This is a genomic window from Sinomonas cyclohexanicum (assembly GCF_020886775.1).
Taxonomy (GTDB): domain Bacteria; phylum Actinomycetota; class Actinomycetes; order Actinomycetales; family Micrococcaceae; genus Sinomonas; species Sinomonas cyclohexanicum.
In genome coordinates this window covers 3859583-3879488 of record NZ_AP024525.1, presented here as the reverse complement: position 1 = coordinate 3879488, position 19906 = coordinate 3859583, and the positions used below count along the sequence as shown (strand labels likewise).

19 protein-coding genes and 1 pseudogene are annotated in these 19906 nt (G+C 72.4%); 10 read left to right on the top strand and 10 right to left on the bottom strand.

Going from position 1 to position 19906, the window contains the following annotated elements:
* Positions 1-5: 5 nt before the first annotated feature.
* Complete coding sequence (locus SCMU_RS18230; protein ID WP_229230500.1) at positions 6-1175, top strand: FAD-dependent oxidoreductase; 1170 nt, start codon at positions 6-8, stop codon at positions 1173-1175.
* A 78-nt stretch (positions 1176-1253) separates the two neighbouring features.
* On the opposite strand, the gene gluQRS is transcribed toward SCMU_RS18230, so the two are convergent.
* The 5 genes from gluQRS to SCMU_RS18205 form a co-directional block, all read right to left on the bottom strand.
* Entirely contained in the window at positions 1254-2216 is a 963-nt protein-coding gene (gene gluQRS, locus SCMU_RS18225) for a tRNA glutamyl-Q(34) synthetase GluQRS (RefSeq protein ID WP_229230499.1), read from the bottom strand.
* A gap of 19 nt (positions 2217-2235) precedes the next feature.
* Positions 2236-3306, bottom strand: a complete 1071-nt coding sequence (locus tag SCMU_RS18220) for an LLM class flavin-dependent oxidoreductase (protein ID WP_229230498.1) — start codon at positions 3304-3306, stop codon at positions 2236-2238.
* 131 nt (positions 3307-3437) lie between these two features.
* Complete coding sequence (locus tag SCMU_RS18215) at positions 3438-4877, bottom strand: trypsin-like peptidase domain-containing protein (protein ID WP_229230497.1); 1440 nt, start codon at positions 4875-4877, stop codon at positions 3438-3440.
* Positions 4878-5170: 293 nt separating this feature from the next.
* Positions 5171-6499, bottom strand: coding sequence for an alkaline phosphatase family protein (locus tag SCMU_RS18210; protein WP_229230496.1), 1329 nt, complete (start codon positions 6497-6499; stop codon positions 5171-5173).
* Positions 6500-6563: 64 nt separating this feature from the next.
* Positions 6564-6848 carry a YciI family protein gene (locus tag SCMU_RS18205; RefSeq protein WP_229230495.1) on the bottom strand — a complete coding sequence of 95 codons (285 nt, stop codon included), beginning with the start codon at positions 6846-6848 and terminating at the stop codon, positions 6564-6566.
* 24 nt (positions 6849-6872) lie between these two features.
* Between SCMU_RS18205 and SCMU_RS18200 the strand changes: the two are divergent.
* The 5 genes and pseudogenes from SCMU_RS18200 to SCMU_RS18180 form a co-directional block, all read left to right on the top strand.
* Positions 6873-7346: pseudogene (locus tag SCMU_RS18200) on the top strand (MarR family winged helix-turn-helix transcriptional regulator); the annotation flags it as partial.
* 86 nt (positions 7347-7432) lie between these two features.
* Positions 7433-8200, top strand: a complete 768-nt coding sequence (locus SCMU_RS18195; RefSeq protein WP_229230493.1) for an SGNH/GDSL hydrolase family protein — start codon at positions 7433-7435, stop codon at positions 8198-8200.
* An 87-nt stretch (positions 8201-8287) separates the two neighbouring features.
* On the top strand, positions 8288-8629 hold the full coding sequence (locus SCMU_RS18190; protein WP_229230492.1) for an ArsR/SmtB family transcription factor: 342 nt from the start codon (positions 8288-8290) through the stop codon (positions 8627-8629).
* Positions 8626-9657 (top strand): TIGR03086 family metal-binding protein, encoded by a 1032-nt coding sequence (locus SCMU_RS18185; protein ID WP_229230491.1) that lies wholly within the window; start codon positions 8626-8628, stop codon positions 9655-9657. The genes SCMU_RS18190 and SCMU_RS18185 overlap by 4 nt, the downstream gene beginning before the upstream one ends.
* A gap of 85 nt (positions 9658-9742) precedes the next feature.
* Positions 9743-10186, top strand: a complete 444-nt coding sequence (locus SCMU_RS18180) for an SRPBCC family protein (RefSeq protein WP_229230490.1) — start codon at positions 9743-9745, stop codon at positions 10184-10186.
* Positions 10187-10200: 14 nt separating this feature from the next.
* Here the strand turns inward: SCMU_RS18180 and SCMU_RS18175 are convergent, their stop codons facing one another.
* From SCMU_RS18175 to SCMU_RS18160, 4 genes are all read right to left on the bottom strand, one after another.
* Positions 10201-10989, bottom strand: a complete 789-nt coding sequence (locus tag SCMU_RS18175; RefSeq protein ID WP_443020347.1) for an FAD:protein FMN transferase — start codon at positions 10987-10989, stop codon at positions 10201-10203.
* A gap of 55 nt (positions 10990-11044) precedes the next feature.
* Positions 11045-11575, bottom strand: a complete 531-nt coding sequence (locus SCMU_RS18170; protein WP_229230488.1) for an FMN-binding protein — start codon at positions 11573-11575, stop codon at positions 11045-11047.
* Positions 11572-13014: a ferredoxin reductase family protein gene (locus SCMU_RS18165; protein WP_229230487.1), complete on the bottom strand. Its 1443-nt coding sequence runs from the start codon at positions 13012-13014 to the stop codon at positions 11572-11574. Before SCMU_RS18165 ends, SCMU_RS18170 begins: the two co-directional genes overlap by 4 nt.
* 123 nt (positions 13015-13137) lie before the next feature.
* The gene (locus SCMU_RS18160; protein ID WP_229230486.1) at positions 13138-13965 is read right to left on the bottom strand and encodes an enoyl-CoA hydratase/isomerase family protein; all 828 of its coding nucleotides are present in this window, start codon (positions 13963-13965) and stop codon (positions 13138-13140) included.
* A gap of 337 nt (positions 13966-14302) precedes the next feature.
* Here SCMU_RS18160 and SCMU_RS18155 point away from each other — a divergent pair, with 337 nt between their 5' ends.
* The 3 genes from SCMU_RS18155 to SCMU_RS18145 all read left to right on the top strand — a co-directional run bounded on the left by SCMU_RS18155 (position 14303) and on the right by SCMU_RS18145 (position 18165).
* Positions 14303-16132, top strand: coding sequence for a DUF222 domain-containing protein (locus SCMU_RS18155; protein WP_229230485.1), 1830 nt, complete (start codon positions 14303-14305; stop codon positions 16130-16132).
* A gap of 141 nt (positions 16133-16273) precedes the next feature.
* Positions 16274-17368, top strand: a complete 1095-nt coding sequence (locus tag SCMU_RS18150) for a glutathione S-transferase family protein (protein WP_229230484.1) — start codon at positions 16274-16276, stop codon at positions 17366-17368.
* 11 nt (positions 17369-17379) lie between these two features.
* Positions 17380-18165 (top strand): gamma-glutamyl-gamma-aminobutyrate hydrolase family protein, encoded by a 786-nt coding sequence (locus SCMU_RS18145; RefSeq protein WP_229230483.1) that lies wholly within the window; start codon positions 17380-17382, stop codon positions 18163-18165.
* Here SCMU_RS18145 and SCMU_RS18140 read toward each other — a convergent pair.
* Positions 18143-19042, bottom strand: coding sequence for an alpha/beta hydrolase (locus SCMU_RS18140; protein WP_229230482.1), 900 nt, complete (start codon positions 19040-19042; stop codon positions 18143-18145). The genes SCMU_RS18145 and SCMU_RS18140 overlap by 23 nt on opposite strands.
* 125 nt (positions 19043-19167) lie before the next feature.
* Between SCMU_RS18140 and SCMU_RS18135 the strand changes: the two genes are divergently transcribed.
* Complete coding sequence (locus SCMU_RS18135; RefSeq protein ID WP_229230481.1) at positions 19168-19833, top strand: TetR/AcrR family transcriptional regulator; 666 nt, start codon at positions 19168-19170, stop codon at positions 19831-19833.
* Positions 19834-19906 lie beyond the last annotated feature (73 nt).

Sequence of the window (19906 nt, the reverse complement as noted above, 5' to 3'; positions counted from 1 at the left end):
GGGGAGTGGCGCCCGGACCGCTTGAGGGGCACGAGGTCGTGGTGGTCGGCGCGGGCCCCGTCGGCCTGTGCTTCGCGGTGCTGCTCGCGCAGGCTGGGGTCGACGTCGTGGTGCTGGAGGCCCGGGCCCGGCGCACCCGGCACACGCGCGCGATCGGCATTCACCCGCCGGGTCTCCGCGTCCTGGGGCGGGCGGGCGTCGCCGATACGCTGCTCGCCGAGGGCGTGCGGATTGTCGAGGGGGTTGCCCGGTCCCGCGCGTCGGGGCGTACCGAGGATGTAGCGCGCCTGTGCTTCGATCCGCCCGTGCTCGCCGTGGCGCAGTGGCGCACCGAAGAGGCCCTCGCGGCGCGGCTCGAGCAGCTCGCGCCCGGGTCCCTGCGCCGGGGCGTGCGCGCGGCGCGGGCCGAGCGGGCGGAGGGCGGCGCCGTCGTGCGCTGGGAGGGTGCCGAGGGCGGCGGCGAGTTTGGGCGCTGGGTGGTGGCGGCCGACGGCGCGCGGTCGCCGCTGCGTTCGAGCCTCGGCGTCCCCGTGCGCGAGCGCGCGCTGCCGGACGCGTACCTCATGGGCGACTTCACGGACACAACGGGCGACGGTGCGCTCGCCGTGCTGCGCCTCGAATCCGAGGGGATCGTCGAGTCGTTCCCGCTGCCGGGCGGGGTGCGGCGCTGGGTCGCGCACTTGGACGAGCCGGCGGTCGACCCGTCGGCCCGCGACCTCGCGCAGCTCATCGCCGAGCGGACGGGAGCGCGGGTCGACCCGGCGTCGTGCACGATGCTGAGCGCGTTCAGCGTCACGGAGCGGATCGCCGCGCGCATGCGGGTGGGGCGGGTGGTCCTCGCGGGCGACGCCGCGCACGAGGTCAGCCCGATCGGCGGCCAGGGCATGACCCTCGGGTGGCTCGACGCCGAGGCCTTCGTGCCGCTCATCGCCGCAGACGTGCGCCGGGGGCCGTCCGGGGGACCAGACCCAGCGTGGCCCGAGGTGTGGGCAGTGGCCGAGCGCGACCGCCTCGCCGCGGCCCGCCTCGCGGCAGGGCAGGCGCGGCTCAACATGGCCCTCGGCCGGGCCCTCCCGGCGCCGGTCATGGCAGCCCGGAACGCTGCGTTCCGCGCGCTCTACCGCGTGCCGGGCCTCGGCGCCCGCACGGCGGCGCGGTTCACGATGCAGGCGTGACCCACGCGATCTGACCCTCAGGACCCGCCCTTCAGAAGCTGACCCCCAGGAGCTGACTTTCAGACGCACATCCGGGAGTCACCTTCTGACGCGAAGGTTCGAAGAACCTTCGCGCACCACGGTGCGCCCCGCAGGCGGCGCCCCCATGCTGGGGGTCAGCTCCCGCGGGTCGAGGACCCACGGGGCGCGCGGGAGCTCTTGGGGGCGGAACGCCGCGAGCGCCTCCGGCGGCGTGTCCGGCAGCCCGAGCGAGCCCAAGAGCAGCGCCGTCACCCGTTCCGCCGGCACCCCGGCCTCGGCCAGCGCGGCGAGGGTGACGGCGCCGTCGCGCTTCGCGAGCCGCCGCCCGGCGCGGTTGAGCACCAGCGGCACGTGCGCGTACTCCGGCACCCGGGCGCCGAGCAGTCCCGCCAGGTACGCCTGGCGCGGGGTGGAGGGCAGGAGGTCGTCCCCGCGGACCACTTGGTCGATGCCCTGGGCGGCGTCGTCCACGACCACCGCGAGGTTGTACGCGACGACTCCGTCGTTGCGCCGCAGCACGAAGTCGTCCACGATCCCCGCATACCGCCCGTGCAGCGCGTCCGTCACGGCCCACTCGGTGACCGAGGCGCGGAGGCGGATCGCCGCCGGGCGCTCCGCGCGGCGTCGTGCGCGCTCCGCCTCACTGAGGTCGCGGCACGTTCCGGGGTACGCGCCCTGCGGTGCGTGCGGGGCGCTCGGCGCCTCCTGGATCTCGCGGCGCGTGCAGAAGCACTCGTAGGTGAGGCCGGCGGCGGTGAGTCGGGCGATCGCGTCCTCATACAGCCCGCCGCGCTCGGTCTGGCGGACCACCTCCCCGTCCCAGTCGAGGCCGACGGCGGCGAGGTCCCTCAGCTGCACCTCCTCTGCTCCCGCGCGGGCCCGGTCCAGGTCCTCGACGCGCAGGATGAAGCGCCGTCCCGTGGACCGCGCGAAGAGCCACGCGAGCAGTGCCGTGCGCAGGTTGCCCACGTGCAGCTCGCCGGAGGGACTGGGGGCGAAGCGGCCCGCGCCAGAGGTCATGCGGTCAAGGCTAGCCGCCTCACTCCTCCCCGATCGCCTTCCTCACTGCCGGCACGATCTCGGTGGCCAGCAGCTCCACGGACGCCGCGGTCTCGGCGAACGGCAGCGTGCCGAGGCCCACCTGGGCCATGAACCGGCTCGTGCCGAGGGCCTCGTGCGTGGCGAGGATCCGCTCCGTGATCTGCGCGGGGCTCCCCACGAGCAACCCGCCGCCGGGCCCGGCCCACGCCTCGAAGTTCTCACGCGGGAACGAACCGGCCGGGCGGGGCATGTTCTGCTCGATGTACGCGGCGTAGTGGGGGTAGAACGTGTCGCGAGCCTCCTGCGACGTGCGGGCGGCGAAGAAGTGGCTCCCGGTGCCGACCTTGAGGGACGACGCCGCGTGCCCGGCTTGGGTGCCGGCGGTGCGGTAGAGCTGGACGAGCCTCTCGAAGTGATGATGCCCCGACAGGAGCGCGAGGAAGAGGGGGACCCCGGCCTGCCCCGCGCGGACGAAGCTCGCGGGCGTGCCGCCGACTCCGCGCCAGATCGGCAGGTGCTCCTGGATGGGCCGCGGCGCGATCGCAGCGTCGTGCAGGGCGTGGTGGGCGCGCTGCCCGCTGTTGGCTGCGTCGGCCGCGGGCCACGTGACGGTGGGGTGTTCGCTCACTGCGGCCGCATCGCGCATCTGCAGGAGGAGCTCGAACTTGTCCTCGAACAGGGCATCGTAGTTGGCGGGGTCGTAGCCGAAGAGCGGGAAGGACTCGGGGAAGACGCCGCGGCCGGCGAGGATCTCGGCGCGCCCGCCCGAGATGGTGTCCAGGGTGGCGAACTGCTCGAAGACCCGGGCGGGGTCCGCTGTCGAGAGGACCGTCACCGCCGTGGTGAGCCGGATGTTCTTCGTCTCCCGCGCGATGCCTGCGAGGACGATCTCCGGTGCGGAGAACGCGAAGTCGTGCCGGTGGTGCTCGCCGAGGCCGATGACGTCGAGCCCCGCCTCGTCCGCGAGCTTGGCGAGCCGGATGGTCTCGTCGATGCGCTGTGCCGCCGTGCGGGCGTTGCCGGTGGCGTCTCGAGTGAGCTCGCCGAAGGTGAAGATGCCGAAGTCCATGACTGCTTGAACATTCAAGTATCGCTGTCCATTCCCGAGGAGGGCGCGAACATGCGCGCGCCCCGTCGGCGTTGTGCCGGCGGGGCGCGCTGGGTGCGAGGTGGAGCCAGGGTGCGAGGCTGGCCCGGGGATTACGCCCGGGGGTACTGCTGGGCCGGGTCTCCGGGCTGGACGGCGGGTGCGGTGTAGTACGACTGCCCGGCCGGAGGCTGCTGGCCCGTGAACTGCTGCGGGCCCGTGAACTGCTGTGGGCCCGCGAACTGCTGCGGCGTGGGCTGGAAGCCGGCCGGGACCTGCTGGCCGTACTGCGGAGCCTGCTGGCCGCCCTCGGCGGTACCGTCTGCGGCAGGGGCCTGGGCGAACGCCGCGTGCTGCGGTGCTGCCTGTGCCGGTGCCTGCGCTGGTCCCTGTCCCGGCATGGCGGGCGCCGGCGACCCTGCGCCCGTGCCTGCGCCAGCCTGCCCCGAGGCCCTGCGCTTGCCGAGCATCACGAACAGCACGGCCCCCAGGGCGATCACGGCCACCGCGCCGCCGCCGATTCCGAGCATGAGCGGCAGGTTGCTGTCAGTCGATGCGGCGGGGGCCGCGGCGGCTCCCGTCGCTCCCGCCGAGGCGGCGCCGGAGGACTGCGCGGACGGCGTCGGTGCGGCGACGGTCACGCCGTTGCGGCCGAGGAACGCGGTGAGCGCGCCGGTGTCGGTCACGAAGTTGAACGCCTGGGACTCGCCGCGGACCTTGAAGCTGTTGATGCCGACGGCGCGGCCGTCCTGGTCGAGCGTGGGACCGCCGGACATGCCCTGCGTGACCGCGGCGTCGATCTCGGTGATCGGCACGCCCGTGGTGGTGACCTGGCGCGAGGACACGGTGCCGGTCTTGAACGAGGCCCGCTGGCGGGAGGCGTCGCTGACGTTGGTCACGGCGCTGGCGAACCCGACGGACGTGACGCGCTCGCCGATCCCGGGCGACTTCGCCGCGACGGGCAGGGCCGGCGTGCCGTCGAGGTCCGCGATCTTGAGGAGCGCCAGGTCGCCGTTGTCGAACGTCTGGGCGTCGACGAGCTGCGCCGTGAGGCCGGTGGACTGCAGCGCCGGGACGGCCCCCGCCACGCCCTGGGGCTGGTACGCCCGCACGGCCACACCGGTCACGGTCGCCCAGTTCTCGTCGAGCCCGCGCTGCGCGTACTCGCCGTAGCCGAGCGTCGTCAGGACCTTCTGGAGGACGGCGAGCTTGACGTCGTCGCTCTTCTCGACGCAGTGCGCGGCGGTGACGATGTGGGCCTGCTGGCTCGCGAACCAGCCGGTGCAGCCGGCGCCGACGCTCGCCGTGTAGGTCTCTGTCCCGTCCGTGAAGGGGACCTTGACGGTGCCCTCGAACGTGACGTCGAGGTACACGATGGACTTCTCGGCGTCCGTGGTCGTGGAGGCCTGGGCGGGGGCGGCGACCGCGGGGGCAAACAGCGCGGCGGCCAGGGCGCCCATGGCGGCGACGGCCGCGAGGCGTGGGCGTGAGTGGGCTGAAGGTGGCGTAGCGGGATGTGCGTGGGCGGGGCGGGTGCGGGTGGACGCGCTCATGGATGGCTCTTTCCTGCGGCGGCGCACGGCGGCGCGGCAGTGGTGGGTGCGAGGTGCATGCTGCGACATGCATGCCGGCGATGTGCGGGCATGCGGGCAGAGTGAGGCCCCGACGGGCGCGGATGCGCCCTCTTGCGAGCGGTGGGTTGAGCCCTGTGCTCGGCGGTACGAGGCCGCCGTTCCCCAGCAGTACGGCTCAGGTCCGAGTGGTGCGCTGGACCTGCGGTGTCCGGCCTGAGAGGCCGATATCAGATACCGTACGGGAGCCGAATGAGTAAGTCAAGTCGTTGGATTTAATATCCCTGAGGCGGTACGAACCGCGCTGCGAGCTCGTCGCGTACATCGGCGAGGTGCGAGGGCTGCGCAGCCAGCGCCGCCGGGATGGGCGGAATCGTGGGCGCCGAGACTCCCGCGAGCGGGTCGTCCGTGCGGGGAGCCGAGAGCGTGAGGACGGCGCCGACGTCGGGCGCGGCCGCATCCCGGCGGGTGAGGGGCGGGATCCCGAACCGGTGCTCCACGGTGGCGAGGATGCTCGTATGGTCGAGCGGGGTCGAGCCGGACGGCACGCGGAACACGGTCCCGGCGGGGATGAGCGGGCTCACCAGGACGGTGGGCACACGCGGGCCGAAGCGCGTGAAGTCGAAGCCGAACTCGCCCGGGGAGTCGTCCGGCGGCGTCGCGCCCGAGGGCGGCGGGACATGGTCGTAGCAGCCGCCGTGCTCGTCGTAGGTCACGACCAGCAGGGTCTTGGACCACCCGGGCCCAGAGCGCAGCGCGCGGTAGGTGTCGAGGATGAGCTGTTCCCCAGCGGCCATGCTGTAGTTCGGGTGCTGGCTGTTCCCCGTGGAACTCCAGCTCGGCTCGACGAAGGCGAACCCGGGCAGCTTGCCTGCGGCGGCGTCCGCCTGGAAGTCCTTGAAGAGCCCGATGTTCGCTGCGGGCGCCTTCTGCGTGTCGGGGAAGTTGAGCCGCGTGAGCGGCGGCTTGCTGTACCCGTAGATCTTCCAGGCCACCCCGTGCTGGCCGAGTGCCCCGAAGATGCTCGGCACGGTGTAGGACTTCGTGACGTCGTCCATGTGGCCCTGGCTCGTCCCGGCGCAGGTGAAGGCCCGGTTCGGCATCGTCTCCGTAGGAACCGAGCTGAACCAGTGGTCGCACACGGCAAAGCCCCTCGCGAGGCCGCTCAGCACGGGCAGTGTCTCCGGCGCGAAGCACCCCATGATCCAGCTCGGCGCCGTGCCGGGGACCACGTACCACTTCTTGGCCTGGTTGTCCTTGATGGCCTGGGCGTAGTCGGTCACGAACCCGGTCATCGTGGGGGCCGCGCCCGGTGCCGGATTCGTGGTGCCGAAGAGCTGGTTGTTCGCCTTGGCGAACCCCTCGCCCGGGTCGGCGCCGGGCATGAAGTAGGCGTCCGGCGTGGTCGGGGTGATGGGGTAGACGCTGACCGGCGCGCCGCCCGGGCCCGGGCAGCTCTCAGTGCCCGTGAGGCCCTCGTACGGCGCCCCACTCGGGGAGGCGTTGCCCGACGAATGGTAGAGGTACCCGAGCATGTGGTCGAAAGAGCGGTTTTCGAGCATCAGCACCACGATGTGGTCGATGCCCGCGAGTCCTGAAGCCATGGCCGATCCTTCCGCCGCGCGGCAATGGAGCCTGACGAGGACAGGCTAAGCCCGGACCCCTGCCTCAGGCGAGGAGCGACTCGAAGCCGGGTGCCGCCGTCGTGAGGTCAACCTCGGTGATCTCGAAGCCGGCCACGCCGTGGACGGAGAAGGGGTCCTCGGCGATGGCTGCCTCGAGCTCGGCGCGCGGCGCGAGCGAGAACAGGATCCCCCCGGTGCGCGGGTTCTTGCGGCCGGCCGCCGAGACGAGGCCTCGATCGACGGCGTCGCGAAGCCACGTGCGGTGCGCCTCGAGATGGGTCTCGACGACGTCCATGGGCACCTGGTAGGTGAGCGAAACGATGAGCATCCCTACAGCCTATGCTTGGTATCCGTGACGGAACCCCGCTGGCTCACCGCGCAGGAACGACGGGCCTGGCTCGCCCTGCTGAGCGTGAACACCCTGCTGCCCGCCGCCCTCGACGCGCACTTGACGCAGCTGAACAAGCTCTCCCTCTTCGACTACAACGTGCTCGCGATGCTCTCCGAGGCCGAGGGACGCATGCTGCCCATGAAGGAGCTCGCCTCGCGCACGTCGGCGTCGCTCTCGCGGCTCTCCCACGTGGTGACGAAGCTGCAGGCGCGTGGCTGGATCGACCGGCAGCCCTCGCCCGATGATGCTCGGGTCACCACTGCCCACCTCACCGACGCCGGGTGGGAGACCATCGTGGACCTCGCTCCGGACCACGTCGAACGCGTGCGGCAGCTTGTCTTCGACGCCCTCGATCCCGAGGACGTGGGCCGCCTGGCCGAGATCGGCGAGAAGGTCGTGGCGCGGCTCCAGGAGGACAACTGGATCTTCCGCGACCCCTCACGCAGCGCGATCGTGGCGGCGGAGCGCGAGAGCCCGGCGGTTCGCGAGGGTGAGGCCGCGCACGACGCCGGGGTCGCACCGTGAGCGGCGACTTCACCACCCGCTTCGTGGCACTGGGCGACTCGTTCACCGAGGGCGTGGGCGACGCCGACCCCGCGCGGCCCAACGGGGTCCGTGGCTGGGCCGACCGCGTGGCCGAGCAGCTCCAGGCCGCCGACCCTGACACGGGCTACGCGAACCTCGCCATCCGCGGCCGCAAGATCCGCGCGATCCTCGCGGAGCAGATCGAGCCGGCGCTGGCCCTGCGCCCGACGATTGTGACCCTGTACGCGGGGGCCAACGACATCCTGCGGCCCACGGTGGACATCGACGGCCTGCTCGAGGACTACGACGCCGCCGTGGCCCGCCTCGTGGACTCGGGGGCCCGGGTGCTCCTGTTCACGGGCTTCGACGCGGGCGCGTCCAAGGTCTTCGGCGCGATGCGCGGCCGGACCGCGATCTACAACGAGCAGGTCCGCTGGATCGCCGAGCGCCGGGGCGCTGCCCTCGTGGACTACTGGCGCTTCCACGAGTTCCAGGACTGGCGCATGTGGGACGTCGACCGCATGCACATGTCCTCGCTCGGGCACGCCACGATGGCCAACAGAGTGCTCGGCGTCCTCGAGCACGAGGGCGTCGCCGAGGTTCCGGACGTCCCGCCCCTGCCGGTGCTGAGCAGGGCCGAGCAGGCTCGGGCCAACGCGGTGTGGGTGCGCGAGTTCGCGGGCCCGTGGGTCATGCGCCGGCTCACTGGGCGCTCCTCAGGCGACGGGCTGAGCCCCAAGTACCCGGAGCTCGTCCGTCTCTAGCCCGGCTTCTCCGCCTGTTCCGGCCTCTCGTGGTCCGCGCTGGCGGAGCCATTGACTTAATGCGTTAGCGAAGACTAACGTATCTGCATGCCCGATCTTCTGGAAGTTGCCGCGGAGCCGACGCGCCGCCGCATCCTCCAGCTGCTCGCGGCAGGTGAGAGTTCGGTGACGCCGCTCGCGGAGCACTTCACGGTGTCCCGCTCGGCCATCTCGCAGCACCTCCTGCTCCTCGCGGAGGTGGGCCTCGTGGAGGCCCGCAAGGAGGGCCGCAACCGGCTCTACCGCCTGTCGCCCGAGGGCATGGCGCGCCTGCACGAGCAGGTCGCCGTCTTCTGGACCGATGAGCTCACCATCCTCGTCGCCGACGCCCACGCGCTTGCCGCTTCGCGGGCCCCGAACCCGCAGGACCCACCCAAAGGATCGCCATGACGTTCTCCCAGACCGTTTTCCTGCCCGTCACCCCTGATGAGGCGTTCGGCCTCGTCACCCAGCCTGAGCGCCTGCGACGCTGGATGGCCCTCTCTGCACGCATCGACGTGCGCGCCGGCGGCGACTTCCGCTGGACGGTGGTCCCAGGTGGGTACGCCGCAGGCACCGTGACAGAAGTGGAACCTGGCCGTAGCATCTCCTTCGCCTTCGGCTGGGAGGGCGACGCCGAGGTCCCGCCCGGGTCTTCCGACCTCACCATCACGCTCGAGCCGGCTGACGGCGGAACGAGCCTGACGCTCGTCCACGTGGGGCTCAGCGCGCAACGGGAGAAGGAACACGCCGAAGGCTGGACCCACTATCTCGGCCGACTCACGACCCTCGTCGAGGACGGCGACCCTGGCCTCGACGTCTGGGGAACCCCCGAGCCGTTCGATCAGATCACGTCCGCCGACGCGTCCTACGCAGTCCTCGACCGGATCCTGACGGCAGTGGCGCCTGAGGACTCTGCGCGCCGTACGCCCTGCGAGGACTTCGACATCGCGGCGCTCACCGACCACCTGCACGGGAGCATCGTGGGCATCGGCACCGCCATCGGTGCCGCACTCCCGGCTCCAGAAGCGGCCCCCGCGGAGGACGCCGCCGAGGTCCGGATGTCGCAGGCGGGTCCGCGGGGCCTGTCGCCGGCGGCGCGCATCGCTGTCGTGCTCCAACCCACGCTTGAGGCGCTCGCGCGGCGTGGACTCGGCGGAACGGCGGACATGGGCTTCGCCGTCCTGCCTGTTCCGCTCGTGGCCAACATCCTCAACCTCGAGCTGCTGGTCCACGCGTGGGACTATGCGACGGCCCTGGGGCGGGAGCTCGAGGTCTCCGACGCGCTGTCCGAGTACGTCCTGGGGCTCGCGCAGGAGACCATCACGGAGTCGGTCCGTGCGAACGGCTCCTTCGCCGAGGCCGAGCTCGTTGACGAATCCGCGCACGCTCTGCACCGACTCGTCGCCTTCACGGGGCGGGTGCCGTCCCGTGGCTGAGCCTTCCACCACCCGACCTCGCGCGGATCAAGCAGATCCTCGAGGCACGGGAGTAGGCGCTCCCACCAGAGCAAAGGACAGAACAATGGTTGACATCCTGCACCGCATCGGCGTTGCGAAGGCATCACCGGACGACGTCTACGCGGCGCTCACTACGATCGACGGCCTTTCCTGCTGGTGGGCCCGCAACACGGCGGGATCCGCGGACGTGGGCGGCGTGATCGCGTTCCGGTTCGTCCCGGGAGGCTTCGACATGAAGGTCATCGAGCTCGTTCCGGGCAAACGCGTGGAATGGGAGGTCGTGGACGGGCCCGCCGAGTGGATCGGAACCCATGTCACGTGGGACCTCAGCCAGTCCGGGGACTACACGATCGTGCTGTTCGCGCATCAGGGCTGGGCCGAGCCGGTCGAGTTCATGCACCACTGCAGCACCAAGTGGGCCACGTACCTGCTCAGCCTCAAGCAGCTGCTCGAGACCGGCACCGGCGCCCCCGACCCGGACGACCTGGCGATCAGCGACTGGCACTGACGCTCGCCCGGGCCCTACGCCGCGCTCGTGGCGCGGAACCCGGGGGTGGCGAGCAGCGCGCCGTCGTGCGCTACGGTGAGGACATCCACGTCCCAGCGAGAGGTGACCGCGTCCAAGGTGGCGCGGCCGCCGGCGACGATCGCCGTGGCCAGGACGTCCGCGGTGACGATGTCCGCGGCCGCGACGCTGACCTGGGCGAACTCCGAGCGGCCCGTCCCGCGAGGGCCCCGCACGCCGACGGTCCAGATGTGGTCGCCCCGCTCGGCCGAGCCGGACGTCGCGAGCGCGAGCCGGCGAGGTCCCCCATGGCGCACCGACCCCAGCGGGTAGGCGCCCAGCAGTGTGCGCCTGTCCGCCGGGTCGACGATCCCCGCGAGCCAAGGCTGCCCCGGCCGGGATCCGGACCGAGTGGCCGACGGCGTGGGGGAACCGGAAACGAGCACGTCGCCGCCCGCGTTGAGGCACCAGTCGGCCAGGCCGAGCGCGGCGAGGGACCTGCCGGCCTCCGCGATCGCGTACCCCTTGACGAGGCCGCTGAGGTCCAGCGCGCCGTCGGGCCGCTCCGGCGTGAAGGCGCCGTCGGTGCTGCGGCGCCACCGCACCGCATCCGCGTACAGGCCACGCATGAGCGCGCTCGACTCCATGAGGCTGAGCTCGCCGCGCGCGATCCGGTTCGCCTCGGAGGCCGGCTTGAACAGGCTGAACTGCTCGTCCAGCGCGCGGAACTGGTCTTCGACGGCGGTGGCGGCCGCCTCGAGCCGATCGGTGGTCGAGGGGACCGTGAGGCTCACGACCGTGCCCATGCACTCGAAGGTGCGGGCCCTCAGCTCAGGGGCAGGGGGCACAGGGGCAGGGGACTCAGAGGTGGGCTGCATCGAGGGCCGCCTGGAGGGACGTGAGGTAGGCATCGGAGGTGATCGTCGCGCCGCTGACCGTCTGGACGTTGGCCGACTGAGCCTGGAGCACCTCGCCGCGGAGGATCGGCGCGGCCTGCGCGCTGATCATCTGGGACCGCCGCTCGGCGTCCGTGAGGTGCAGGGCCGTGACCTCGGTGACCTTGCCGGACTGCACGGTGATCTGCACCTGGACGTCGCCGTAGCGGGTCGAGACCGTCTTGCCGGCGTAGGTGGTCTGGGCCTTCGCCTGGGCTCCGGCGGCCGAGCTGGAGCCCGAGGCCGTTCCGGAGGTGCCGGCGGCCGACGAGCCCGACCCGCCCGAGGCGCCGGAACCCGAGGTGCCAGAGGCGCCCGAGGTGCCGGTCGTCGTCGTGCTTCCTGTGCTTGCCGTGCCGGCGGCCTGGGCCTCGAGGGCCTGTGCGCCGGCCTGCCAGCCGACGGCGAGGATGCCGAGGGAAGCGAGTGACGCGGAGACCGCTGCTCGTGTTCTCACCAGTCGAACCTTTCTCGATGGAGCTGGGCATCCGTGGCGCCGGCGTCCTTCGCGTCTGCCAGGACGGCGTCGGACCACTCGCGCGGCCCGCAGACGTAGACGTCGGAGTCGGCGAGCGGGGGTGCACCGGCGGGGAGGTAGTCGGCGATATGGAGGCCCGCCTGATGACGGGGGAGCCAGGACGAGCTTCGCGAGCGGTGCCCCACAAGCTCGTAGAGCACGGCGCCGCGGGCCCGGCAGAGGTCGGCGATCTCATCGCGCAGGTAGAGCCGGTTCTGGGCACCGGCCCGCAGGATCACGGTCGCGTCACCGGGGGCGAACTCGGCGCGCTCGAGGAGCGCGCGGATCGGCGTGATCCCGATGCCCGAGCCGATGAGCACGAGTCCCGGCCGTGTGCGGGACGAGTGGGCGAAGTTGCCGTACGGCCCGGCGAGTGCCACCTTGGAGCCCGGGCGAAGCCGCATGAGTGCAGCGCTGCCGCGGCCGAGGTTGCGGACGGTGATCCTGATCCCGGTCCCGCGTGGCTCGGCGGAGAGGCTGAACGGGTGTGCATGCCACCACAGGCCCGGGGCCAGGAACCGCCAGATGAAGAACCGTCCGCCCTCGCCCGTGAGCTCGTTCAGGCGCAGGCCCGTCATCTCGATGCTCACGACGCCGCGCGCCTCCTCGACCACGCGCGTCACCGTGAGCTGGTGCCGCCACGTGCGGACGAGCGGAGTGACGACGCGGAACCAGACGAGCGCGAGGACGACGCCCCAGTAGAAGACCTCCCAGTACAGCCGCTGCCAGTGGCCCTCGGCGAAGAGCGAGCCGACGCTGAACTGGTGCGGCAGGCCAGTGAGGACGGCGGCGTACGTCAGGAGGTGGATGGCGTGCCAGAACTCGTACGGCATCTTGCGCCTCACTGCGACGAGCGAGGTCACGACCACCGCGATGAACAGTCCGATCGAGAGGTACGCGAGCCACATGTCCGAACCGAGGTTCCACAGGGCCACGATCTCGGCAATCGGGTTGATGCCGTCGGAGGCCGCGTATCCGAGCAGGATGAAGAGCCCATGGGCCAGGAGCAGGTACAGCGCGGGCTTGCCGAGGCTCCCGTGGACCGCCATCGCGCGGTCGTGCCCGATGGCCCGGTCGATCCAGGGCAGGCGCGCGGCCAGAAGCAGCATCACGAGCACGAGGTCGGTGCCGATGAGCCCGGAGATGACCCCGATCGCCGTAAGGGCCTGGGGCACGGTGCCGAACTGTCCGGCCGCGCCGTCCGCAAGGTAGAGCGCGACGGCCGCCGCCGCCGAGCCCCACGCCGCTACCGTGAGCAGGTCGGCACCGAGCAGACGACGTCGTCCCCGCTCCTCGAGTTCGCGCCCGAGGGCCGCGCGCCGGATCACCGGCCGGAGCGCCTCGGTAGGGGGTTGCGGGGTGGGGAGTGTTGCCGTCATGGCTCTACTCTCCCGAGCCCGCCTTTGGTTTTGCTGTGGTCGGGCTTGCCCTCAGCCCTGCATCTGTTGAACTCTCAACTGAGCGAGGGTGGGGAGGGTGGGGAGGGTGTGCGCCGTCGAAACCTACTTCCCGGCGAACACGGCCTTCCGCTTCTCGAGGAACGCGGTGGTGCCCTCCCGCATGTCAGCGGTGGTGAAGGCCTCGCGGAACGCGTCCGCCTCGATGTCGAGGCCCTTCGCGGTGCTGCGGCCCGTCGCTCCCGCGATCGACTGCTTCGCGAGGCCGACGGCGAGCGGCGCCTTCGCGGCGATCTCGCCGATCGTGGCGCGGGCCGCGGCGAAGAGGTCGTCCCGCGTGGGCACGACCCGGTTGGCGAGGCCGAGGCGGAGTGCCTCGGCGGCGTCGATGCGGCGGCCCGTGTAGATGAGTTCGCGTGCGGGACCGAGTCCCACGCGCTGGGGGAGGCGGACCGAGCCGCCGAAGCCCGGTACGAGCCCGAGGTTGACTTCGGGCTGTCCGAACTGCGCGATCTCGGAGGCGTAGATGAAGTCGCACGCGAGGGCGAGCTCGCACCCCCCGCCGAGAGCGAACCCGTCCACGGCGGCGATGACCGGCACGGGGATCTTCTCGATGAGCAGCGTCACGCCGTGCATCGACCTGCCGTACGCGGAGGCTGTGTCCGGGTCCATCGAGGACATCTCGCGGATGTCCGCGCCCGCCACGAAGGCCTTGCCCCCCGCGCCGGTGACGATCACGCCGCGCACCGGCCACCCGGCGTCGTGCGTGCACGAGTCCTGGATCGCGGTGAACGCCTTCCACAGGTCCGAGACGACCTGCTGGGAAAGCGCGTTGAGCGCGTGCGGGCGGTTCACGGTGAGCGTCAGGACGCCGTCCGTGAGGTCGAGCTCGAGGGTCTCGTAGCTGCCGAGATCGGGGGTGCTGGCGGTCATGGTCACGTCCTCGCCGTTGATGGTGGGCCATTGTGCTGTGCAGTCCACGCTAGTGGGTGCGTCCAGTTTGTGAAACTGAGTCTCACGGAACGGTCCTTCGAGAAATGTCGGACCCCTCTGGTTGGCTGGGGGTATGGAGGGGTCCGGGGGTCTCGGGGCTGGGGGTGCGGACGACGGCGGGTGGGCGCCGGAGCCGTTGGACGCGCCATGTCCCGACGCTCCCGAGGCTGGGGCGTGGGCGGAGGCATTTCCTTATCCGGCGTTCTTGGATGACCCGGGCGCAGACCCGGGTCGGGCGGACTTCGAGGCCCAAATGGCCGGAGGCTGGGGACCGACGGTGGAGGAACTGGCGGCAGCCGGACTCGACGACCGTGGGACGGTGGCGCTGTCCGAGTCGGCCTGGCGGGCGGCGGAGCGGGTGTGGGAGGTCGAGTGGCTCGTGGGCGGCCTGTCCCGAGCACGGGCGGCGGAGGCGCGGGCGCATGCGGATCGAGCGCGGGCGGTGCGGCGGATCGCGGTGCTGCTGGGGGCCGATTCGTCGAGTGCGGTGGAGAGGTCGTTGGCGCCGTCGCTGGCGGCGGCGGAGGTCGCGGCGGAGCTCTGTCTTGGCCCGCGGGCGGCGCGGGCGCTGGTGGCGGAGTGCCTGGCGTTGACGGAGCCGTGGGCGGCGCCGGTGATGGGGTGCCTGGACGCGGGACGGCTGGACCGGGAGGGTGCCAGGGTGGTGCTGCATGCCGCGGCGTCGGTGCCCGCGGGCGCGACTCCTGCCTTCATTGCGGGAGCCCTTGCCGTGGCCTGTCCCGAGAGCGAGGGCCCCGAAGGCCTGGGCCACGATGCCGCGCGTGTGGTGGGGCCGTCGGCGGGGGCGCTGGCCCGGTCCTTGCGGCGGTTGGCGCGGGAGCATGCGGCGGAGTCGCTGTCGGTGCGGGCACGGGCGGCCCGGGGGCATCGGCGGGTGGATGTGGAGCCCGGGGATGACGGGATGTGCCAGGTGAGCGCGTACGTCGCGCTGGAGGACGGGGCGCTGATTGATACGCGGCTCCAGGCGATCGCTCGGGCCCAACCGGCGGGGGACCCGCGGACGGTCTCCCAGCGCCGCGCGGACGCGTTCACCGCCCTGCTTCTGGCCCCCGTGCCCAGCGCCGGCGCGGCGCCCGCCTACGGTGCGCCCGCCGAGGGGGCGACCGGCGCCGGTGCGAGAGGGGATGGGGCGACGAGGGTTGGGGCCTCGCGGCCTGTTGGAACGCGGGCTGTTGGAACGGGGCCTGTTGGTCCGAGGCCGGGGGTCCCGCGGGGCGGGGTGCGGATGGAGCTCGTCGTGACCATCCCGCACACCACCCTCGTCCCCGCGACCCTTCCCACGGCTCTTTCCTCGCCCGGCGCCACCGGCCCGGAATCGGCCCCGGCGCCCTTGACGGGCCGCGCGGCCAGCGCTGCCAGCGGCCCCGCTCCTCGGGGCCCTGACCTTGACGGGGCGGCTGAAGCCGGTGCCCGCGATCCGGACGCGCGCGATCCCGGCGGCGGTCGGGAGAATGGGCCGCCCGCCGATCACGAGAGTGGCCGGTCTGGCTCGGAGGGGGGCGATCCCGGCGGCGGTCGGGAGAATGGGCCGCCCGCCGATCACGAGAGTGGCCGGTCTGGCTCGGAGGGGGGCGATCCCGGCGGCGGTTGGGAGAATGGGCCGCCGGGCGGTCCGGGATTCGCGGACGCGCCGGGGGAGATCCTCGGCTATGGGCTGATCCCGGCGGAGGCGGCGCGGCGTCTGGCGGCGGGGGCGGCGACGTGGCTGCGGATGCTGACGGACGAGGAGACCGGCGCGCCGCTCGCGCTGGGCCGGACACGGTACACCCCGCCGGCTGCGCTGCGCCGGTACCTGGCCCTGCGGGATGTGGGCTGCCGGTTCCCCGCATGCGATCTGCCGCACCCGCACACCGAGGCCGACCACACGCTCGAGTGGGCCCGCGGCGGGGCCACGGACTCCGCCAACCTGGCGCTGCTGTGCGCCCAGCACCACCGGTTCAAGACCCTCGGCTATTGGGCCGCGGAGCAGGATCCCGCCACGGGCGCGATCACTTGGACCTCACCGCTCGGGCGCACCTACACCACCGCACCGCCCGCCGACTACCGTCCACCTCCCGACTACGCGCCGCCACCCCCACCCTTCTGACCCGCGCCCGCAACCTCCCGGCCGCCGATGCGCGGTGCGCCGGTGGCGAGCACGGCGGCGTCGGCGCTCGGCGCCATCGGGCGCTCCGGGATGAGGAGCGCGTCGTCGAGTGCTGTCGGTGGCCCGCGCTAGGCTGGCCGCATGGCCGGAGAACGCGACGTGACCAGCACGTACAGCACCAAGGGCGCCTACGTGCACACGGGTGAGGAATTCACGCGGGACACGAACTACATCGAGGACCGCATCACCCGTGACGGCACCTTCCCGCCCGGCACCCCCGCGCCGGAGGGAGCCAAGGCCTGGCCTGCGGAGGCCGGCCGGTACCGCCTGGTCGCGGCGCGCGCGTGCCCGTGGGCCAACCGCACGGTGATCGTGCGCAGGCTCCTCGGGCTCGAGGACGCGATCTCGCTGGGGCTGCCGGGCCCGACCCATGACGTGCGGTCCTGGACTTTCGACCTTGACCCCGACGGCCGCGACCCCGTCCTCGGCATTGAGCGGCTCCAGGGAGCGTACTTCCGGCGCTTCCCGGACTACCCGCGCGGCATCACCGTGCCGGCCATCGTCGAGGTGGCCAGCGGCGCCGTCGTGACCAACAACTACCCGCAGATCACCCTTGACTTCGAGCTCGAGTGGACCGTCTTCCACCGCGAGGGCGCCCCCGACCTCTACCCCGAGGCCCTCCGCGCCGAGATCGACGAGGTCAACGAGCGGGTGTTCAAGGATGTCAACAACGGCGTCTACCGCTGTGGCTTCGCTGGCTCGCAGGCCTCCTACGACCGTGCCTACGCGCGGCTCTGGGACGCGATGGACTGGCTCGAGGACCGCCTGACCAGCCAGCGTTACCTCGTCGGCGACACCATCACCGAGGCCGACGTCCGCCTCTTCACCACGCTCGCGCGCTTCGACCCCGTCTACCACGGGCACTTCAAGTGCAACCGGAGCAAGCTCATCGAGATGCCGGCGCTCTGGGCATACGCGCGCGACCTGTTCCAGACGCCCGGATTCGGCGACACGATCGATTTCGTGCAGATCAAGCAGCACTACTACATCGTCCACGAGGACATCAATCCGACCCAGATCGTCCCGGCCGGCCCGGACCTGGCGAACTGGCTCACCCCCCATGGCCGCGAGGCCCTCGGCGGCCGTCCGTTCGGCGACGGTACCCCGCCCGGACCGCCGCCCGCCGGCGAACGGGTCGCGGCCGGGCACAACCCGCTCTACCCGCTGGCACCGTGAGCGAACGCGCCATGAGCACTCCAGCCCCGGGCCCTCGGATCGCAGTGACGTGGGCAGACACCGCGCCCTCGCACACCCCGGAGTTCCACGAGGAGCTCGCCACCCTCACCGCGAACGCGGCGGCGGCCCTCGAAGCGGCGGGCGCGATCGCCGTCGTGCTGGATTCCGCGGCGGACGAGCTGCCGACCGCGGAGGCGTTTGACGGCGTGCTGGTCATGGGAGGCGGCGACGTGGACCCCGCGCTGTACGGCGGCGATTCGGCGCACCCCACCCTTTCGGGGGTGGACCGCCGCGCGGACGACGCCGAGGCGCGCCTCGTGCGCGACGCGCTCGCCGCGCGCCGCCCGGTCCTCGGGATCTGCCGCGGGCTCCAGCTCATCAACGTCGCACTCGGCGGCACCCTCATCGAGGACCTGGGGCGCGGAATGCACCGCGACCACGACGACCCCAGGGCGCCGATGCCCCTCCACGACGTCCGCCTTACGCCCGGCACGCGGCTTGCCGCACTGCTGGGGGCCACCGGTACGACTACTCGGGTCGTGTCTGGGCACCACCAGGCCGTGGGGCGCGTTGCCGACCCCCTGCGGGTCTGCGCCACGGCATCGGACGGGGTCGTCGAGGCGCTCGAGGCCAGAGACTCCGACTCCTGGATCGTCGCGGTCCAGTGGCATCCCGAGGACGCCCAGACCCGCACGGCGGCTCCGGGCCAGCTCGAGGCGATCCTCGGCGCCTTCGTCGCAGCGGCCGGTGAACGGGCGGAATCCCGGACTCCCCTCAGCCGGCGACGAACTCCGTGATCCGGGCGAGTACTCCGGCGTCGCCGAGGATCCGCTGGTGGCCGAGGCCGCTGGTCTGAAGGAACTGCGCGTGGCCGGTGTTGGCCGCGACCAGACGCCCGGCCTCGGTGGCCGGCACGCGGCGATCACCGGCGTCGTGCACCACGAGGAGCGGAACCGCCGCCGGGAGGGGGTGGCTCACGGCGGAGAAGCGCCCGTAGACGTCCGGCTCCGTGGGGAACACGCGCCGGGCGAACCGGCCCCGGAGCGCGTGCGCCGCCGGGGCCGAGAGCCCGGTCGCGGTGGCGAACGACGCGACGAGGTGGCCGGCGTCGGCCATCCCCGCGACGGTTGCGACGCGGCCCGCGCCGAGTCCCTCCGCGACCGCGACAAGCGTCGCGAGGGAGCCGAAAGAGTGGGCGACGACGGCCCCGAACGGCCCATGCAGGCGCTCGAGCTCGCGCATCGCGCCCATGAAGTCGAGGATGAACGTGCCGCGCCCCGGGGATTCGCCGTGGGCCGGGGCGTCGAACGCGACAACGGTGAGCCCGGCGTAGCGCAGCTCCCGCACGAGCGGCGCAAACTGCGAGGCGCGGCCGCCCCAGCCGTGGACGAGGAGCACCGGGCGCTCGCCGGACCCCCACCGGTACGTGACCGCGCTGCCGCCATGCCCGTGCAGGCCGGGCACGGGGACCCGCGACCAGTCGGCGGCGAGGTGTGTCTGCTCCTCGTCCGGGTTCACCGCCCGCCGCGGGCCGACGCGCATGAACAGGGGGAAGGCTGCCGCCGCGGCGACGCTGGGCGGGAGGAGCGAGATTGCACGCAGCAGCGGGGCTGCGGGAGTGCCCGGGGCCGGCAGGCGGTCGCGGCGCACGACGACGGTGGACTGGCTGAGCATGGCGGCCTCCCGAGATGGGATCAGAGGAGAGGATAATCTATACGGACGGTCGTTCATATTTATTTCTATACGGACGATCGTACGCTTAACCTGACGGGGTGCAAGGGCCGGAAAGGTGGAGTGCGGTGGAGATCCAGGAACGCATCGATGGGCGCCGGGCCCGCGGAGAGCAGTCGCGTCGGGCTGTCTTGGCCGAGGCCGTTGACCTCGCATCCGTCGAGGGGCTCGAGGGGCTCACGATCGGGCGACTCGCAACGGCGGTCGGGGCCAGCAAGAGCGGGGTCGGCGCGCTCTTCGGAACCAAGGAGGGCCTCCAGCTGGCGACCGTCGAGGCGGCCCGCCAGATCTTCGTGGAGCACGTGATCACCGCCGCGCGCGGCGAGGCGAGGGGCCTGAGGCGACTGTGCGCCGTCGTGCGTCTATGGCTCGACTACTCTCGCCGCCGGGTCTTCGCCGGAGGCTGCTTCTTCCAGTCCACGGCCGTCGAGTTCGACGCCCGTCCCGGTCCCGTGCGGGACGCACTGGCGGCGGCGCTGCGGGACTGGGACTCGTACCTCGCGCATGCGGTCCAGACCGCGATGGACCTCGGTGAGCTGCCCGGCCTGCACGACGCCGCGCAGCTCGCGTTCGAGATCGATGCAGTGTTCAACGAGGCCAACAACCGATCTCTCCTGCTCGGCACGGACGTCCCCTACGTGCGGGCCCGGGCGGCGATCGAGGCCCGGCTCGCAGGGCTGGGGGCGGATCCGAGCGTGCTCGCGGCGCTGCCAGACGTGGGGACGCGGGGATAGGTCAGCGAGAGACAGCAGAGCAGTGGGCTCCCCCGACGGGGGAGCCCACCACGTACGCCTGCAGGACAGGGCC

Bases quoted from the DNA above. Each gene is read 5' to 3' on its own strand.
- gluQRS (WP_229230499.1), bottom strand. From the start codon at position 2,216: ATGACCTCTGGCGCGGGCCGCTTCGCCCCCAGTCCCTCCGGCGAGCTG.
- SCMU_RS18220 (WP_229230498.1), bottom strand. From the start codon at position 3,306: ATGGACTTCGGCATCTTCACCTTCGGCGAGCTCACTCGAGACGCCACC.
- SCMU_RS18215 (WP_229230497.1), bottom strand. From the start codon at position 4,877: ATGAGCGCGTCCACCCGCACCCGCCCCGCCCACGCACATCCCGCTACG.
- SCMU_RS18210 (WP_229230496.1), bottom strand. From the start codon at position 6,499: ATGGCTTCAGGACTCGCGGGCATCGACCACATCGTGGTGCTGATGCTC.
- SCMU_RS18205 (WP_229230495.1), bottom strand. From the start codon at position 6,848: ATGCTCATCGTTTCGCTCACCTACCAGGTGCCCATGGACGTCGTCGAG.
- SCMU_RS18190 (WP_229230492.1), top strand. From the start codon at position 8,288: ATGCCCGATCTTCTGGAAGTTGCCGCGGAGCCGACGCGCCGCCGCATC.
- SCMU_RS18185 (WP_229230491.1), top strand. From the start codon at position 8,626: ATGACGTTCTCCCAGACCGTTTTCCTGCCCGTCACCCCTGATGAGGCG.
- SCMU_RS18180 (WP_229230490.1), top strand. From the start codon at position 9,743: ATGGTTGACATCCTGCACCGCATCGGCGTTGCGAAGGCATCACCGGAC.
- SCMU_RS18175 (WP_443020347.1), bottom strand. From the start codon at position 10,989: ATGGGCACGGTCGTGAGCCTCACGGTCCCCTCGACCACCGATCGGCTC.
- SCMU_RS18165 (WP_229230487.1), bottom strand. From the start codon at position 13,014: ATGACGGCAACACTCCCCACCCCGCAACCCCCTACCGAGGCGCTCCGG.
- SCMU_RS18160 (WP_229230486.1), bottom strand. From the start codon at position 13,965: ATGACCGCCAGCACCCCCGATCTCGGCAGCTACGAGACCCTCGAGCTC.
- SCMU_RS18150 (WP_229230484.1), top strand. From the start codon at position 16,274: ATGGCCGGAGAACGCGACGTGACCAGCACGTACAGCACCAAGGGCGCC.
- SCMU_RS18145 (WP_229230483.1), top strand. From the start codon at position 17,380: ATGAGCACTCCAGCCCCGGGCCCTCGGATCGCAGTGACGTGGGCAGAC.
- SCMU_RS18140 (WP_229230482.1), bottom strand. From the start codon at position 19,042: ATGCTCAGCCAGTCCACCGTCGTCGTGCGCCGCGACCGCCTGCCGGCC.